Below are 18,109 nucleotides of genomic sequence, written 5' to 3'. Positions count from 1 at the left end.
AGCCGGGCGGCCAATTCGATGGGCCGGGCCGGTGCCAACGGCCGGTACCCTCTAGGGAGTGCAGCAGAGCGCGGTATGTCCGCATCACCACGCTGCGCGGGTGAGTAGGGCGCGACGGTGCGTTACCTGGTGAGGCGCTTGCCCGACCCATTCGCCGGGACCCAACGAGGGTCCTACCGGACTCTGTGAGCGGGAGAACATGGCCAAAAGCAGCGCGCGGCGCAAACGCCACCGACGGCTTGCCTGGTTGGCGGCCGCGTCGATGGCTCTGGTGGTGGCTCTGGTCATCATCGGCGGAGTGATGCTGTTACGTCATCGCGACGTTCCGCCCAGCGCGGTTCCGCCGGGCGTGTTGCCTACCGGGCCGACGACGTCGCACCCGAAGAAACCGCGGCCGGCCTCCCAGGATGCCTCCTGCCCCGACGTGCAGTTGATCTCGGTGCCGGGTACCTGGGAATCCTGGCCGACGGACGACCCGCTGAACCCGACGCAGTTTCCGAAGGCGTTGTTGCTCAACGTGACCGGGCCGATCGGCCAGCAGTTCGCCCCTGGCCGCGTGCAGACATACACCGTTCCCTACACGGCGCAGTTCCGCAATCCGCTCAGCGCCGACGGTCAGATGACCTACAACGAGAGCCGCGCGGAAGGCACCCGGGCCACCGTCAAGGCCCTGACCGACATGAACAACCGGTGCCCGCTGACCAGCTACGTGATCGTCGGGTTCTCGCAGGGTGCGGTGATCGCCGGCGACGTCGCCAGCGATATCGGTGCGGGCCTCGGTCCCGTCGACGAGGACCTGGTGCTGGGTGTGACGTTGATCGCCGACGGCCGCCGCCAGGAGGGTGTCGGCAACAACGTTCCGCCGACCCCGCCGGGCGTGGGTGCCGAGATCACCCTGCACGAGGTGCCGGTGCTGGCCGGGCTCGGCCTGACGATGACAGGTGCACGCCCCGGCGGCTTCGGCGATCTGGACAGCCGAACCAACGAGATCTGCGCCGAGGGCGACTTGATCTGCGCCGCGCCGAAAGAGGCGTTCAGTCCCGCCAACCTGCCGACCACGCTGAACACCTTGGCCGGAGGTGCCGGGCAGCCCATCCACGCGATGTATGCCACCACCGACTTCTGGAACGCGGGCGGCATGTCCGCCACCCAGTGGACCTTGAACTGGGCCCAGGGAGTGCTGGACAAGGCGCCGCATCCCAAGCACAGCTGAGCGGCTCGTCGTACTCCGGGACCGCGGCGCAGGATCCGCCTTGACACCAGGCGACATCGGGATGGCTTGGCAGGGCGGGCTCGACAAGGTCGTAGCTCACGCCTCCGATGGCACCACGGGCCGCTCCCGGCATCGCCGCCGGCTCCACCGACACCGCCCAACGGGGCCTGCCGCGACCGACACGAATTGTCAGTTTGGGCGCCGCGACACCGTTGCATACTGTGCGCTTGTGGGCACTGCGGCGTCCGATTCATCCATTATTGCCGGGGCTTCCATTGCCACCTTTGGTCCCACCGGGCGTTCCGCCCGCACCGCCGAATCCGCCGGACCCGCCGACGCCGCCCGCTGTGCCACCGTTGCCCCCATTGCCGCCGAAACCGCCATTTCCTCCCACGGCAAAGCGACTGCCGCTACCACCGACGCCGCCGTTGCCGCCACCGCCGCCATTGCCGCCGACGCCCCCGCCATCTGCTTTGCCGCCGTTTCCGCCGGCTGCTCCGCCGCCACCGCCGCCACCATTGCCGCCGCGGACCTGACCATTGCCCCCGACGCCACCTTCGCCGCCACTCCCGCCGCTGCCGCCAGCGCCACCGTCACCGCCGCCGATCGCGAGACCACCAAACCCGCCCAGGCCGCCGGTGCCGCCGATTCCGCCGTTACCTCCGACACCTGTTAGGAAGGTTGCGCCGCCACCAGCCCCCCCCAAACCTCCCAAACCGCCACCACCACCGCGACCTCCATTTCCGCCACCAGCTGCGGTACCCCCGAACCCGCCGGCGCCACCGAAGCCGCCGCTGCCGCCGGTACCGCCGGCTACCCGCCCTGTTCCACCGGTGTTGCCCTGCCCGCCGGTCCCGCCGGTCCCGCCGACACCGCCATTGCCGCCGCCGTCGGCCTGCCCGCCTGCCCCTCCGCCACCCCCATCGCCGCCCTGACCGGCACTCCCGCCGGCCCCGCCGTCAAAAGCGGCTAAACCGCCTGCGCCGGAGCGACCGCCGGATCCGCCAAGACCACCTGCGCCTCCATCGCCACCATCTGTCGCGGACCCGCCGGCTCCGGCGTCTCCTCCGTCTCCGCCCCTACCCCCGCCGCCCCCGTTTGTGGTCGCGTTGCCCGATCCGCCACCACCACCTTCGCCCCCGGCGCCGCCAGCACCGCCGCCGCCGCCGGCACCGCCGTTGACGCCGCCGATGCCGGCGCCACCGGCGCCACCCTTTCCGCCGTCGCCGCCGTCGAAGCCAGCGCCTCCGGTGCCGCCGCCGGCACTGCCGACCGCCCCCTGATCCCCGGCCCCGCCGCTGCCCCCGACACCGCCGGTCCCGCCGGTGCCCGCGGCGCCGATCATTCCGCCGCCGCCCCCGGTACCGGCCGCCCCGCCAGCTCCCGCGGCGCCACCAGCACCGCCGTCGCCGCCGTCGCCGCCGGCTACACCGGCCCTCACACCGGAACCTCCGGCCGCGCCTGCCCCGCCTTCACCGCCGCCGCCGCCGGCCCCGCCGGACCCGTTGAGCCCGCCGACACTACTGTTGCCGCCAGTCCCACCTGTGCCGCCGGCCCCACCGGCGCCTCCGTCCCCGCCGTCACTGCCCGGACCGCCGACACCGCCGCCCCCGCCGGCGCCGCCCGATCCGCCGGCGCCGCCGTTGCCGCTGGCTGCGCCGGCTCCCGGACCACTGCCGGCACCGCCGCCACCGCCGCCGTTGCCGCCGAGCCCGCCGGCGCCGCCGTTCTGGAGGGCCGCGCCGGTACCGCCCGTGCCGCCGGTGCCGCCGGTGCCGCCGGTGCCGCCGGAGCCGTTGATGCCGCCGGGGCCGGCGGCGCCGCCCTGCCCGCCTTGGCCTCCGGTGCCGCCGGTGAAGCCGGTGCCGCCCGGGCTGGTGCTGGCCGCTCCGGTGCCGCCGGTGCCGCCGGTGCCGCCGGTGCCGCCGGTGCCGGCGTTCCCGGTCTTGCCCCCGGCCGCGCCTGCTCCGGTCCCGGCCGCCCCGCCCGCCCCGGCGGCTCCGCCGGTGCCGCCGGTGCCGCCGACCTTGCCGTCGCCGCCTGCCACCGACGCGCCGGTGCCTCCGGTGCCGCCGGTTCCGCCATTGCCACCCAGACCCCCGGAACCGTTGATTCCGCCGGCGCCGGCGGCGCCGCCCTGCCCGCCTTGGCCTCCGGCGCCGCCGGTGAAGCCGGTGCCACCCGGGTTGGTGTTGGCGGCTCCGTTGCCGCCGTTGCCTCCGGTGCCTCCGGTGCCGCCGGTGCCCGCGTTACCGGTCTTGCCCCCGGCCGCGCCTGGGCCGCTGCCCGCGGCACCGCCCGCTCCGGCGGCTCCGCCGGTGCCGCCGGTGCCGCCGACCTGGCCCAGCGCGCCAGCGCTGGCACCGGCGCCGCCGAGACCGCCGTCACCGCCAGTCCCGCCCGCGCCATTAATGCCGCCGACTTGCGCGGTGCCTCCCGTCCCACCCTGCCCGCCTGCACCGCCCGGGGCGCCCGAGTTGCCAGTGCCGGGCGCACCCGACCCGCCAATGCCACCGGTTCCGCCCTGGCCACCAGCCCCTCCGGCGCCTGCTTGGCCGCCGCTACCGACCAAGCCGGCGGATCCGCCAGCCCCGCCGGTGCCGCCGGCTCCACCCAACCCGCCGGCCGTGGCTGGGCTGAAGACGATATCGGGGAATCCCTTGCCGCCGGTCCCGCCTGCGCCGCCGACTCCGCCCGCGCCGCCGGACCCGCTGAGCCCGCCTGGACCTGCCGCATTGCCGCCGGCTCCGCCGGCCCCTCCCTCGCCGCCAGTCCCACCGGTGCTGCCGGTATTGCCGGCAACGGTGACCTGAGGGTTGCCGCCCGCCCCGCCCGCGCCACCCTGTCCGCCGGTTCCACCGGCCCCCAGGCTGCCACCGATACCCCCGCTGCCGAGCGTGCCGCCGGTGCCGCCGTTGCCGCCGATTCCACCCCTGCCGCCGGTGCCAGCGGTACCAAAGGTCACACTGTCGCTACCCGCCCCCCCGGCGCCACCGGCTCCCCCGGTGCCGCCGGCCCCGCCGGAGCCGTTGATGCCGCCGCTCACCGCGTTCCCGCCCGTCCCCCCGGCCCCGCCGGAGCCACCGGCGAAGCCGGCTCCGCCTGGGGTGATGCTGGCGGCTCCGGTGCCGCCCGCGCCGCCGGTACCGCCGGTGCCGCCGGTGCCGCCGGTGCCGAGTTGCCCAGCCGCGGCGAACACACCGCTGGCCGAGCCGCCGGCACCACCTAGACCCGCAGTCCCACCGCCCCCGCCTATGCCGCCGTCGCCACCCGCGACGCCGAAGCCCACGCCGGTGCCGCCGGCCCCGCCGGCCCCGCCAGGTCCCCCGGCTCCGCCCACCCCACCAGCACCGCCGGTGCCCCACAGCAACGCCTGGCTAGCGCCACCAACTCCACCCGGTCCACCCAATCCACCGGAACCGCCGGCCCCGCCGGTGCCGTTGAGAGCGCCGCCACCCGCGATACCTGGGCTGCCGACCGTGCCGGCGCCTCCCTGCCCGCCGGCCCCGCCAACGCCGCCTGCCCAACCGATCAGTGCCTTATTCACCCCCCCGGTGCCGCCCACGCCGCCGGTACCCGGTGTTCCGGACAAGGCGGGGCCACCGGTACCGCCTGCGCCGCCGGCACCGGGAACACCACCGAAAAATCCGTTGCTGCCACCAACCCCGCCGGAGCCGCCGGCGAAGCCAGTGGCACCTTGCCCACCAACGCCGCCAGTCCCGCCAGCCCCAAACAACAGGCCGCCGGCCCCACCCCCTCCGCCGCTACCACCGGCGCCGGCAACACCCGTCCCGCCCGCGCCGCCAGCACCGCCGGTGCCGACCAATCCCGCAGCACCGCCTGCTCCGCCGTTGCCGCCGGGGACACCCGAGCCGCCGCCGCCACCATTACCGATTAATAACCCGCCCGGCCCACCCGGCAGACCGGTGCCTGGGGTGCCGTTGACCCCGTTGCCGATCAGCGGGCGGCCCAGTAACAGCTGGGTTGGGGCATTGACCACCGCCAGCACGTTTTGTTCCAGGATCGCCAGTGGTGACGCGTTAGCCGCCTCGGCGGCCCCATACTGTCCGGCGCCCGACTGCAAGGCGTGAACCAGCGCGGTGTGAAACGTCTCCGCACTGGCGCTCACCGCCAGGTAGGCCCGGCCATGGGCACCAAACAGCGCCGCGATCTGGACCGAAACCTCGTCGGCAGCCGCTGCCATCAGCTGCGTTGTCTCTGTGGCCGCCGCCGAATTCGCCGCCCGAACGGCCGACCCGATTTGCAAGATATCGGCCGCCGCTTCCTGCACGAAGCCCGGAGCAACCAACACAAACGACATTTGCGACCACCTCTCAGCCGCCCCCGTCAATCCCGGTACTCAAGCTTCCCCTGGCGACCCGGCCGTTGCAGCAACTTCACATGTACTTCACATGCAGCGACGGTAAACCCGCGCAGTGACCCAGCTGCGGATCGCTGACCACCGAATACACGCCCCGACGTTCGGGTTCACTCACAACGGGCGAGGAACATTCGCGAAACTAGCGCGAGCACGCAGATGGTAGCTGTAATCAGCGGTACCGTGTGATTTGGTCCGTCGCGCCCCGGCCCTTAACATTAAGAGGAATTTAAGAGGATGTTGACGACCTGATCGGGTCCAGGGCTCGCGACGATCGGCCTGCGCATGTGCGCGAAACGATCTGGGGCCGCAACGCAATAAGGATTAGCCGTCGGCCGAGCCGACCACGAAGACAACGCCACCGGCTCACGCCGAGCTGTGTTGTGACAGGAGAGGGCGATATGGCGTACCACAACCCGTTCATCGTGAACGGCAAGATCCGGTTCCCGGCCAACACCAACCTGGTTCGTCACGTCGAGAAGTGGGCGAAGGTGCGCGGCGACAAGCTGGCGTACCGCTTCCTGGACTACTCCACCGAGCGCGACGGTATCGAGCGCGACATCTTGTGGTCGGAGTTCAGCGCCCGTAACCGCGCCGTGGGCGCCCGCCTTCAGCAGGTCACCCAACCGGGTGACCGCATCGCCATCCTCTGCCCGCAGAACCTGGACTACATGGTGTCCTTCTTCGGTGCCCTGTACTCCGGCCGGATCGCGGTCCCGCTGTTCGACCCCTCCGAGCCCGGCCACGTCGGCCGGCTGCACGCCGTCCTCGACGACTGCACCCCGTCGACGATCCTGACCACCACCGAATCCGCCGAGGGTGTCCGCAAGTTCATCCGCGCGCGTTCGGCCAAGGAACGTCCCCGCGTCATCGCCGTCGACGCCGTGCCCACCGAGGTCGCTTCCACCTGGGTAGAGCCCGACGCCGGCGAAAGCACCACCGCCTACCTGCAGTACACCTCCGGGTCCACCCGCACCCCGACCGGTGTGCAGATCACCCACCTGAACCTGCCCACCAACGTGGTGCAGGTGCTCAACGCCCTGGAAGGCCAGGAAGGCGACCGCGGCGTCAGCTGGCTGCCGTTCTTCCACGACATGGGGCTCATCACGGTGTTGCTGACGTCGGTGCTCGGCCAGAGCTTCACCTTCATGACGCCCGCCGCGTTCGTGCGCCGTCCCGGCCGCTGGATCCGCGAACTGGCGCGTAAGCCCGGCGAGACCGGCGGCACGTTCTCCGCAGCACCCAACTTCGCCTTCGAGCACGCTGCGGTGCGCGGTCTGCCACGCGACGACGAGCCGCCCCTGGACCTGAGCAACGTCAAGGGCATCCTCAACGGCAGCGAGCCCGTCTCGCCGGCGTCCCTGCGCAAGTTCTTCAAGGCCTTCGAGCCCTACGGCCTGCGTCCGACCGCCGTGAAACCGTCCTACGGTCTGGCGGAGGCGACGCTGTTCGTCTCGACCACCCCGATGGACGAGTCGCCCACCGTCATCCACGTCGACCGCGACGAACTGAACAAGCAGCGCTTCGTCGAGGTGGCCGCCGACTCACCGAAGGCTGTCGCGCAGGTCTCCGCCGGCAAGGTCGGTGTCGACGAGTGGGCCGTCATCGTCGATCCCGAGACGGCCAGCGAGCTCCCGGACGGGCAGATCGGCGAGATCTGGTTGCACGGCAACAACCTGGGCGTCGGCTACTGGGACAAGGAAGAAGAGACCGCCAACATCTTCAAGAACATCCTGAAGTCCCGGGTCAGCGAGTCACGCGCCGAAGGGGCCGCCGACGACGGTTTCTGGGTGCGCACCGGTGACTACGGCACCTATCACAACGGGCACCTCTATATCGCGGGCCGGATCAAGGACCTGGTCATCATCGACGGCCGCAACCACTACCCGCAGGACCTCGAGTTCACGGCGCAGGAATCCACCAAGGCGCTGCGGGTGGGCTACGTCGCGGCGTTCTCGGTGCCGGCCAACGAACTGCCGCAGAAGGTCTTCGACGACCCGCACGCCGGCCTCAAGTTCGACGCGGAAGACACCTCCGAGCAACTGGTGATCGTCGGCGAGCGTGCCGCCGGAACCCACAAGCTCGAATACCAGCCGATCGCCGACGACATCCGCGCGGCCATCGCCGTCGGGCACGGAGTGACCGTGCGCGACGTGCTGCTGGTGCAGGCCGGTTCGATCCCGCGAACCTCCAGTGGCAAGATCGGCCGCCGCGCCTGCCGGGCGGCCTACCTCGACGGCAGTTTGCGCAGTGGCGTCAACTCCGCGACCAGCTTCGCCACATCTGAATGATCGACTGAACAAGGTAGCTGATGTCTGACATAAGCCAGGAGAACACGCCCTCGCCCGAGAACAAGACTCCGATGACGGTCCCCGAAATGCGCAAATGGCTGCGCGAGTGGGTGGGCAAGGCCGTCGGAAAGTCACCGGACTCCATCGACGAGTCGGTGCCGATGGTGGAGCTGGGTCTGGCTTCCCGGGACGCGGTTGCGATGGCCGCCGACATCGAGGACCTCACCGGCGTCACGCTGTCGGTGGCCGTGGCGTTCCAGCACCCGACCATCGAGTCGCTGGCCACCCGGATCATCGAGGGCGAACCCGAGAGGCCCGAGGACGACGGTTCCGACGCCGCCGACTGGTCCCGCAATGGCCCGGCCGAGCGGGTGGACATCGCGATCGTGGGCATGTCCACCCGGCTGCCCGGCGACATGAACACCCCCGACGAGACGTGGGCGGCGCTGATGGAAGGCCGCGACGCGATCACCGACTTGCCCGAGGGGCGCTGGTCGGAATTCCTGGAAGAGCCACGGCTGGCCGAGCGGGTCGCCAAGGCCCGCACCCGCGGCGGCTACCTCAAGGACATCAAGGGCTTTGACTCCGAGTTCTTCGCGGTGGCCAAGACCGAGGCCGACAACATCGACCCGCAGCAGCGGATGGCGCTGGAGCTGACCTGGGAAGCGCTCGAGTACGCCCGCATCCCGGCGTCCAGCCTGCGCGGCGAATCGGTCGGCGTCTTCGTCGGCGTGACCAACAACGACTACGGATTCCTGGCCATCTCCGACCCGACGGTCGCGCACCCGTACGCGATCACCGGGAACTCGGGTGCGGTCATCGCCAACCGGGTGTCGTACTTCTTCGATTTCCGCGGCCCCTCGGTCATGGTCGACACCGCGTGCTCGAGTTCGCTGGTGGCTATCCACCAGGGCGTGCAGGCGCTGCGTAACGGCGAGGCCGACGTGGTCGTGGCCGGAGGCGTCAACGCGCTGGTCACCCCCGCGGTGACGCTCGGGTTCGACGAGATCGGCGCGGTACTGGCGCCGGACGGCCGGATCAAGTCCTTCTCCGCCGACGCCGACGGCTACACGCGCTCCGAGGGCGCCGGCATGCTGGTGCTCAAGCGCGTCGACGACGCCCGCCGCGACGGCGACCAGATCCTGGCCGTCATTGCCGGCACCGCGGTCAACCACGACGGCCGCTCCAACGGCCTGATCGCGCCGAACCAGGACGCCCAGGCCGACGTGCTGCGGCGGGCTTACAAGGACGCCGGCATCGACCCGCGCAATGTCGACTACATCGAGGCGCACGGCACCGGCACCATCCTGGGTGACCCGATCGAGGCCGAGGCGCTGGGCCGCGTCATCGGGAAGGGCCGTCCGGCCGACCGCCCGGCGCTGTTGGGTGCGATCAAGACCAACGTCGGGCACCTGGAATCGGCGGCCGGCGCGGCGAGCATGGCCAAGGTGGTGCTGGCACTGCAGCACGACAAGCTGCCGCCCTCGATCAACTTCGCGGGCCCCAGCCCCTACATCGACTTCGACGCCATGCGCCTGAAGGTGATCACCGAGCCGACCGATTGGCCTCGCTACGGCGGCTACGCGCTGGCCGGCGTGTCCAGCTTCGGCTTCGGCGGCGCCAACGCGCATGTGGTGGTGCGCGAGGTGTTGCCGCGCGACGTCATCGAGCGGGAACCCGAGGAGCCGGCCGCGGCGCCGCAGGCTGCGGTGGTATCCGCCGGTGGTGAGCTGACCGAAGGAGTGGGTCACTCGCTGCGTTTCGACGAGTACGGCGAGATCATCGACGACGACGCTCCGGCCGCCGCCGCGGACGAGTACGAACTGCCGGGTGTCACCGAAGAGGCGCTGCAGTTGAAGGCCGCCGCTTTGGAAGAGCTTGCGACACAAGAACTCGCACCTGATTTTCCCAAACCGACTGTTCCCTTAGTGATCTCGGCGTTCCTGACCTCGCGCAAGAAGGCCGCCGCCGCCGAACTCGCGGACTGGATGGAAAGCCCCGAGGGGCAGGCGTCGTCGCTGGAGTCGATCGGCCGCTCGCTGTCGCGGCGCAACCACGGCCGCTCGCGCGCGGTGGTGCTGGCCCACGACCACGAAGAAGCCATCAAGGGCCTGCGCGCGATCGCCGAGGGCAAGCAGCGGCCGAATGTGTTCAGCACCGACGGCCCGGTGACCAACGGCCCGGTCTGGGTGCTCGCCGGTTTCGGTGCCCAGCATCGCAAGATGGGCAAGAGCCTGTACCTACGCAACCCCGTCTTCGCCGAGTGGATCGAGAAGGTCGACGCGCTGGTCCAGGACGAACTGGGCTATTCGGTGCTCGAGCTGATCCTCGACGACTCGCAGGACTACGGCATCGAGACCACCCAGGTCACCATCTTCGCGATCCAGATCGCCCTCGGTGAGCTGCTCAAGCACCACGGCGCCAAGCCCGCCGCGGTGGTCGGACAGTCGCTGGGCGAGGCTGCGTCGGCGTACTTCGCCGGCGGTCTGTCCCTGCAAGACGCCACCCGCACCATCTGCTCGCGTTCGCACCTGATGGGTGAGGGCGAAGCGATGCTGTTCGGCGAGTACATCCGGCTGATGGCGCTGGTGGAGTACTCCGCCGACGAGATCAAGACGGTGTTCTCCGACTTCCCCGATCTGGAGGTGTGCGTCTACGCCGCACCCACCCAGACCGTCATCGGCGGTCCACCCGAGCAGGTGGACGCGATCATCGCCCGCGCCGAATCCGAGGGCAAGTTCGCCCGCAAGTTCCAGACCAAGGGCGCCAGCCACACCCAGCAGATGGATCCGCTGCTCGGTGAGCTGGCCGCGGAGTTGCAGGGCATCAAGCCGATGCGCCCCACCTGCGGCATTTACTCCACGGTGCACGAGGGCCGCTACATCAAGCCCGGCAGTGAGCCGATCCACGACGTCGACTACTGGAAGAAGGGGCTGCGGCACAGCGTCTACTTCACCCACGGCATCCGCAACGCCGTCGACAGCGGGCACACCACCTTCCTCGAACTCGCCCCCAACCCGGTGGCGCTGATGCAGGTGGGCCTGACCACCGCCTCCGCCGGTCTGCATGACGCCCAGCTGATCCCGACACTGGCGCGTAAGCAGGACGAGGTCGAGTCGATGATCTCGACCATGGCGCAGCTGTACGTACACGGCCACGACCTGGACGTACGCACCCTGTTCACCCGTGCATCTGGGCCAGAGGATTACGCGAACATCCCGCCGACCCGGTTCAAGCGCAAGGAACACTGGCTGGACGCGCATTTCGCCGGGGATGGCTCGATATTGATGCCGGGCGCCCACGTTGCTCTGCCAGACGGTCGCCATGTGTGGGAGTACGCGCCCCGGGAGAGGACGCCCGATCTTGCGGCACTGGTCAAAGCCGCCGCCGCGGCGGTCCTGCCGGACGCGACGCTGACGGCGGCCGAGAAGCGCGCGGTGCCCGGCGAGGGCGCGCGATTGGTGACGACGCTGACCCGCCATCCCGGCGGCGCTTCGGTGCAGGTGCACGCCCGCATCGACGAGTCCTTCACGCTGGTCTATGACGCCCTGGTGGCGCGTGGCGGTTCGGAAGCGGTACTGCCGGTCGCGGTCGGCGCCGGCACGGCGATCACGGCCGAATCGGCCGTGCCCGCGGCTGCCGTCGAGGAGCCCGACGCCGAGACGCTGACGGACAGCCTGACCAACCGCTACCTGCCCTCAGACGTCGGCCGCTGGTCTCCGGACTCCGGCGAGACCATCGCCGACCGCCTGGGCACCATCGTGGCGGCGGCCATGGGTTACGAGCCCGAGGACCTGCCCTGGGAGGTGCCGCTGATCGAGTTGGGCCTGGACTCGCTGATGGCGGTGCGGATCAAGAACCGCGTCGAGTACGACTTCGACCTGCCCCCGATCCAGCTGACCGCCGTGCGCGACGCCAACCTCTACGCCGTGGAGAAGCTGATCGAGTACGCGATCGAGCACCGCGACGAGGTCGAGCAGCTTCACGAGTACCAGAAGACGCAGACCGCCGAGGAGATCGCCCGGGCGCAGGCCGAGTTGCTCAGCGGCGCCTCGCCGGCCAGCCTGGTGGCGCCGGCGCCCGACCCGCAAGCCGAGCCGCAGACGCAGTCGGAACCCGAAGCGCAGGCCGAACCTGCAGCGCCGGCCGCGCCGCCGTCGGACGTGCCGATTCCGCCGCCACCGACCGATCCGGCCGGCCCCGGCTTCAACGGTGCCGCCGGTAACGGCGAGAAGCCCACGGCTGGTGCGTTGAGTCAGGAGGCCGTCGCCAAGGCGCTGAACTCCGACGTCCCGCCCCGGGACGCCGCCGAGCGTGTCGTCTTCGCGACCTGGGCCGTCGTGACCGGCAAGTCCGCGGGCGGCATCTTCAACCCGCTGCCCAAGCTGGACGACGAGAAGGCCGCCAAGATGGCGCAGCGGCTCTCCGAGCGTGCGGACGGTGCGATCACCGTCGAGGACGTGCAGAGCTCGGAGACCATCGAGGCGCTGGCCGACAAGGTGCGCAACTACCTGGAGGCCGGCGTGATCGACGGCTTCGTGCGCACGTTGCGGGCGCGGCCCGAGGGCAGTTCGCGGACACCGGTGTTCGTGTTCCACCCGGCCGGCGGCTCGACGGTGGTGTACGAGCCGCTGCTCAAGCGGTTGCCTGCGGACACGCCGATGTACGGATTCGAACGAGTCGAGGGGTCGATCGAAGAACGTGCCGCGCAGTACGTCCCGAAGCTGATCGAGATGCAGGGCGACGGACCCTACATTCTGGCCGGCTGGTCGTTGGGCGGGGTGTTGGCCTACGCGTGCGCGATCGGGCTGAAGCGCCTGGGCAAGGACGTCAAGTGGGTCGGCCTGATCGACGCCGTGCGCGCCGGCGAGGAGATTCCGCAGACCAAGGAGGAGGTCCGCAAGCGCTGGGACCGCTACGCCAAGTTCGCGGAGAAGACGTTCAACGTCACCATCCCGGCGATCCCGTACGAGCAGCTCGAGGAACTCGACGACGATGGCCAGGTCCGGTTCGTGCTGGAAGCGGTGAGCCAGAGCGGCGTGCAGATCCCGGCCGGAATCATCGAGCACCAGCGGACGTCGTACCTGGACAACCGGGCCATCGACACCGCCGAGATCCAGCCGTTCGATGGCCACGTCACGCTCTACATGGCCGATCGATACCATGACGACGCGATCATGTTCGAACCGCGGTACGGCATCCGCAAGCCGGACGGCGGCTGGGGTGAGTACGTCGCCGACCTCGAGGTTGTGCCGATCGGTGGTGAGCACATCCAGGCCATCGACGAGCCGATCATCGCCAAGGTGGGCGAACACATGAGCCGCGCGCTGGACAACATCGAGGCCGAACTGACGAGCGAGATAGGCAAGTAGTGACCGAATTAGCTCCGGAACCAGCTCCCGTCATCCATTCCACCGCCGAGAAGCTGGCCGAGCTACGCGCTCGTCTGGAGCTGGCCAAGGAGCCGGGCGGCGAGAAAGCGGCCGCCAAGCGGGACAAGAAGGGCATCCCGAGCGCCCGGTCCCGCGTGCACGCGCTGGTCGACCCGGGCACCTTTTTCGAGGTCGGGGCGCTGTGCAAGACCCCGGGCGATCCCAACGCGCTCTACGGCGACGGCGTGGTCACCGGCCACGCCATGATCGACGGCCGCCCGGTCGGGGTGTTCTCGCACGACCAGACCGTCTTTCAGGGCACGGTCGGCGAGATGTTCGGCCGCAAGGTCGCCCGGCTGATGGAGTGGTGCGCGATGGTCGGCTGCCCGATCATCGGTATCCAGGACTCCGGTGGAGCCCGGATCCAGGACGCGGTCACCTCGCTCGCGTGGTACGCGGAGCTGGGCCAACGTCACGAGGCGCTGTCCGGCGTGGTGCCGCAGATCTCGCTGATCTTCGGCAAGTGCGCCGGGGGAGCGGTCTATTCGCCGATTCAGGACGACCTGCTCGTTTCGGTGCGCGACCAGGGCTACTTCTTCGTCACCGGTCCCGACGTGATCCGCGAGGTCACCGGCGAAGAGGTCACCCTCGACGAACTCGGCGGCTCCGATGCGCAGGCCCGCTACGGCAACATCCACCAGGTGGTGAACTCCGAGGCCGAGGCGTTCCAGTACGTGCGCGAGTTCCTGTCGTTCCTGCCGTCCAACTGCTTCGGCAAGCCCCCGGTCATCAATCCCGGTCTGGAACCGGAGATCACGCCGACCGACCTGGAGCTGGACTCGATCGTGCCGGACTCCGACAATGCGGCCTACGACATGCATGAGATCCTGCTGCGGATCTTCGACGACGGCGACTTCCTGGACGTCGCCGCGCAGCACGGGCCGGCCATCATCACCGGATACGCCCGGGTCGACGGGCGACCGGTGGGCGTGATCGCCAACCAGCCCATGTACCTGTCCGGGGCCATCGACAACGAGGCTTCCGACAAGGCGGCGCGGTTCATCAGGTTCTGCGACTCGTTCCAGATTCCGCTGGTGTTCGTCGTGGACACCCCCGGGTTCCTGCCCGGCGCCGAGGAGGAGAAGCGGGGCATCATCAAGCGCGGCGGCCGGTTCCTCTACTCCGTCGTCGAGGCCGACGTGCCGAAGGTGACGATCACCATCCGCAAGTCCTACGGCGGCGCGTACGCCGTGATGGGCTCGCGGCAGCTGACCGCCGACTTCAACTTCGCCTGGCCCACCGCGCGCATCGCCGTGATCGGCGCGGAGGGGGCCGCGCAGTTGCTGATGAAGCGCTTCCCGGACCCCACCACGCCCGAGGCGCAGCAGATCAAGAAGGACTTCATCGAGGGCTACAACCTCAACATGGCGATCCCGTGGACCGCCGCCGAGCGCGGCTTCATCGACGCGGTGATCGACCCGCACCAGACCCGCCTGCTGCTGCGCAGGTCGATGCACCTGCTGCGGGACAAGCAGAACTGGTCGCGGTTGGCGCGTAAGCACGGGCTCATTCCGGTCTAATAGGTGGCTCGCGGGTCGGCGGGCGGGGCTAGCGGGCGCCCGGCTCAGATGATGTGGCCGTCGGTGCCGTCGACCCCATCAATCCCGGGGCCGCCGGAGGTGCCTCCCGGCGTACCCCCAGTGCCGCCGTTGCCGTGCAGGTTGCCGGCGCCGCCACCGCCTCCGGACAGCCCGCCGTCGCCGCCGTCCCCGCCATCGCCGCCGTCGCCCCCTGTGCCGCCGGTACCACCCGTCCCGCCATTGTTGCCGTTGCCACCGGTGCCGCCGGTGTTGCCGAGGCCGCCGACCCCGCCGCTGCCGCCGCTGCCGAGGTCTGCGTCGCCGCCGCGGCCGCCAGTGCCGCCGCTGCCGCCGGTGCCGCCATTGCCGCCGTTGCCCGTGTAGCTGTACTGGGGGCCGCTGCCGCCGTCCCCACCGACCCCGCTGTTGCCACCGTTGCCGCCGCTACCGCCGTTGCCACCGCCGGTTGCGATGCCGCCGATGCCCCCGACCCCGCCGTTGCCGCCGTGGCCTCCGGTACCGCCGGAGGCGGTGCCGACACCGGTACCGCCACCACCGCCGGCCGATCCGATACCGCCGGTGCCGGCGTCGCCGCCGTCACCGCCGCCCGTTGCCGCGCCCCCGGCACCGCCGGCGCCGCCGGCGCCGGCATCTCCGCCATCACCTGCGGGATTGACGTTCAGGGCGGTGCCGCCCAGGCCCCCTACGCCGCTCATACCGCCGTTGCCTCCGATGCCACCGTCGCCGCCCCCGGAAGCGGCCCCACCCGCGCCCCCGCCGCCGCCGTCACCGCCGGTGCCTCCGTTGGTCGCGGTGGAACGACTTGGGCCGCCGGTACCGCCGTCTCCGCCGCTACCGCCGGTGCCCCCGTTACCCCCGTTACCGCCATCGGTTGCTGCGCCGCCGACCCCACCGCTACCACCGGTGCCGCCGTCCCCGCTGAATCCGGCAGTGCTGAACACGTCGCCAGTGCCGCCGTCGCCACCCTTGCCCGCGTTACCGCCGCCGCCACCGTTGCCGCCGTTGCCGCCGCCGGTCGCGGCACCGCCGTTGCCGCCGCCGCCGCCATCACCGCCGTCGCCGGCGTTCCCGCCGGTGCCGTTGTCGCTGTAGATGCCGGCGTAGCCGCCGTTGCCGCCGGTTCCGGCGTTGCCGCCGTTGCCGCCGTTGCCGCCGTTACCGCCGTTGTGTGCGGCGCCACCGGTGCCGCCCTCGCCGCCGGCACCTCCTATGCCGCCGTTACCAGCGACGTCGGCAGGGCCGAAACCGCCCGTGCTGCCGCCACCGATGCCGCCGTTTCCGGCACTGCCGCCGTTGCCTGCGTTGCCGCCGGTGCCGCCGTTCGTTGCGGTGCCGCCGTTGCCGCCGGTGCCGCCGCTACCCCCAGCGCCGCCGGCGCCACCCTGAGTGGTGCCGCCGCCGCCGATACCACCGTTGTTGCCGGCCCCGCCCATGCCCCCGGTGCCGGCCAGGCCGATGTCGGCGTTTCCGCCGGCGCCGCCCATGCCGCCATTGCCACCGGCACCGCCTTTCCCGCCGGTGGTGGGGCTGAATTGGAGGCTGGCGCCGCCGCCATTGCCTGCGGCGCCGCCGACGCCACCGCCGCCGCCCGTGCCACCGCTACCGCCACCGAGTGCGGCGCCGCCGCTGCCGCCGATCCCGCCGCTTCCGCCGTCGCCGCCGTTGCCGCCGTTGGTGAACAGGGGCCCACTGCCGCCGTCGCCGCCGTCGCCGGCGTTGCCCCCACTGCCGCCGTTGCCCCCGCTGCCGCCGTTGGTTGCAGCGCCACCATTGCCGCCGGCGCCACCTCCGCCGCCGATTCCGCCATTGCCGGCTGTGCCGAATGCGATGCCGCCGGTGACGTCCCCGCCGTTGCCGCCTGTGCCACCGGTGCCACCGTTGCCGGCATTGCCGCCGTGGCCGGTGGTGCTGCTGGTGCCACCTGCGCCGCCGTTGCCGCCGTTGCCCCCGGCGAGTCCGGGACCGCCGGCGGCGCTGCCGGCGGCGGGCGCGCCATTGTCGCCTGCGCCGCCTGCGCCGCCGGTGCCGCCATGACCGCCAAAGCCTTCGCTGCCCGCTATACCGCCGGCGCCACCGATGCCGGCTTGACCGCCGGCACCTGCGTTGCCACCCCCGCCGCCGAGGCCGCCGTTGCCGCCGGCGAGTTGGAGGCCGACGCCGGAACCACCGTTGCCGCCGTTGCCGCCGGTTCCGCCACTGCCACCGGTGCCGCCGCTGCCATTGGTGCCGAACCCAACTCCGGCGCCGCCTACGCCGCCGACACCTCCGCCACCACCCGCGAAGCCGATGCCGCCGGTGCCGCCAGCGCCACCACCGACGCCAAGGGCGCCGTCATCACCGGTGCCGCCGGTGCCGCCGGTGCCGCCACTGCCGCCGACGCCACCGAGACCTTCGGCCCCGCCGGTACCGCCGGATCCGGCCGAACCACCGAGCCCGGCGGCGCCGCCGGTCCCGCCTGTGCCGCCGGTTCCGCCGGCCAGGAGTAAGCCGACGCCGGAACGGCCGGTGCCTCCGACACCTCCCGTGCCGCCGGTCCCGCCGTCGCCGCCGTCGCCGTTAACGCCGCTGGCACCGCTGTTGCCCCCCGACCCGCCCTTGCCGCCGGCGCCGCCCGCGAAGCCGGAGCCGCCGGGACCACTGCCGGTGCCGGGATCGCCCATGTCACCGTTGCCGCCGGTACCGCCTTTTCCGCCGGTGCCGCCGGCGCCGGCGTGGCCGTCGCTGCCACCCGTACCCCCGGCCCCGGCGAGACCGCCAGCCCCGGCGCCGCCGCCGTCGCCGCCTATGCCGCCATCGCCACCGACACGGACGGCGCCGCTGCCGGAACCGCCCGTGCCGCCCATGCCGCCGCCGCCGCCCTTGCCGCCGCTCCCGCCGCTGCCATTGATGCCGCCGGTACCGCTGCTGCCGCCGGTACCGCCGTCGCCACCCCTGCCGCCCGCCGAGCCGCTCCCGCCGGTGCTGCCGGCGGCGCCGGTGCCGCCATCGCCGCCAAGCCCGCCATTGCCGCCGTTGCCGCCAAGGCCGCCAGTGCCGTAATTGCCGTCCTGGCCTCCGATACCCCCGGCGCCGACTGTGCCCCCAGCCCCGGCATTGCCACCGGCTCCGCCGGTGCCGCCGGCACCGCCGACATCTTGTAAGCCGGCACCGGAACCGCCGTCGCCGCCGCCGCCGCCGCGGCCGCCGCGGCCGCCGCCGCCGCCGCTGCCGTTTGTGCCGCCGGCTCCGCTGTAGCCGCCACTGCCGCCGTCCCC

The 18,109-nt window shown here is 71.8% G+C and carries 6 protein-coding genes; 4 read left to right on the top strand and 2 right to left on the bottom strand.

The genetic code is table 11. The annotated features are described in order from the left end of the window. Positions 1 to 199: 199 nt before the first annotated feature. On the top strand, positions 200 to 1,213 hold the full coding sequence (gene culp6 / locus AC5Y7D_RS26100; protein WP_499928669.1) for a carboxylesterase Culp6: 1,014 nt from the start codon (positions 200 to 202) through the stop codon (positions 1,211 to 1,213). A gap of 250 nt (positions 1,214 to 1,463) precedes the next feature. On the opposite strand, the gene AC5Y7D_RS26095 is transcribed toward culp6, so the two are convergent. Continuing rightward, positions 1,464 to 5,534, bottom strand: a complete 4,071-nt coding sequence (locus AC5Y7D_RS26095; RefSeq protein WP_499928668.1) for a PE family protein — start codon at positions 5,532 to 5,534, stop codon at positions 1,464 to 1,466. 458 nt (positions 5,535 to 5,992) lie between these two features. Here AC5Y7D_RS26095 and fadD32 point away from each other — a divergent pair, with 458 nt between their 5' ends. Genes fadD32 through AC5Y7D_RS26080 form a run of 3 tightly spaced genes read left to right on the top strand, consistent with a single transcriptional unit; the run spans position 5,993 to position 14,834 of the window. After that, positions 5,993 to 7,882 (top strand): long-chain-fatty-acid--AMP ligase FadD32, encoded by a 1,890-nt coding sequence (gene fadD32 / locus AC5Y7D_RS26090; protein WP_499928667.1) that lies wholly within the window; start codon positions 5,993 to 5,995, stop codon positions 7,880 to 7,882. A gap of 20 nt (positions 7,883 to 7,902) precedes the next feature. Then, a complete protein-coding gene (pks13, locus tag AC5Y7D_RS26085) occupies positions 7,903 to 13,254 on the top strand; it encodes a polyketide synthase Pks13 (protein ID WP_499928666.1) in 5,352 nt (1,783 codons plus the stop codon). After that, a complete protein-coding gene (locus AC5Y7D_RS26080; RefSeq protein ID WP_499928665.1) occupies positions 13,254 to 14,834 on the top strand; it encodes an acyl-CoA carboxylase subunit beta in 1,581 nt (526 codons plus the stop codon). Before pks13 ends, AC5Y7D_RS26080 begins: the two co-directional genes overlap by 1 nt. 44 nt (positions 14,835 to 14,878) lie before the next feature. On the opposite strand, the gene AC5Y7D_RS26075 is transcribed toward AC5Y7D_RS26080, so the two are convergent. Beyond that, on the bottom strand, positions 14,879 to 18,109 hold a 3,231-nt coding region (locus AC5Y7D_RS26075), incomplete at its 5' end, for a hypothetical protein (RefSeq protein ID WP_499928664.1).

The sequence above is a fragment of the Mycobacterium sp. NGS49 genome, from assembly GCF_059812565.1.
This window is presented reverse-complemented; position numbering and strand designations above follow the sequence as displayed.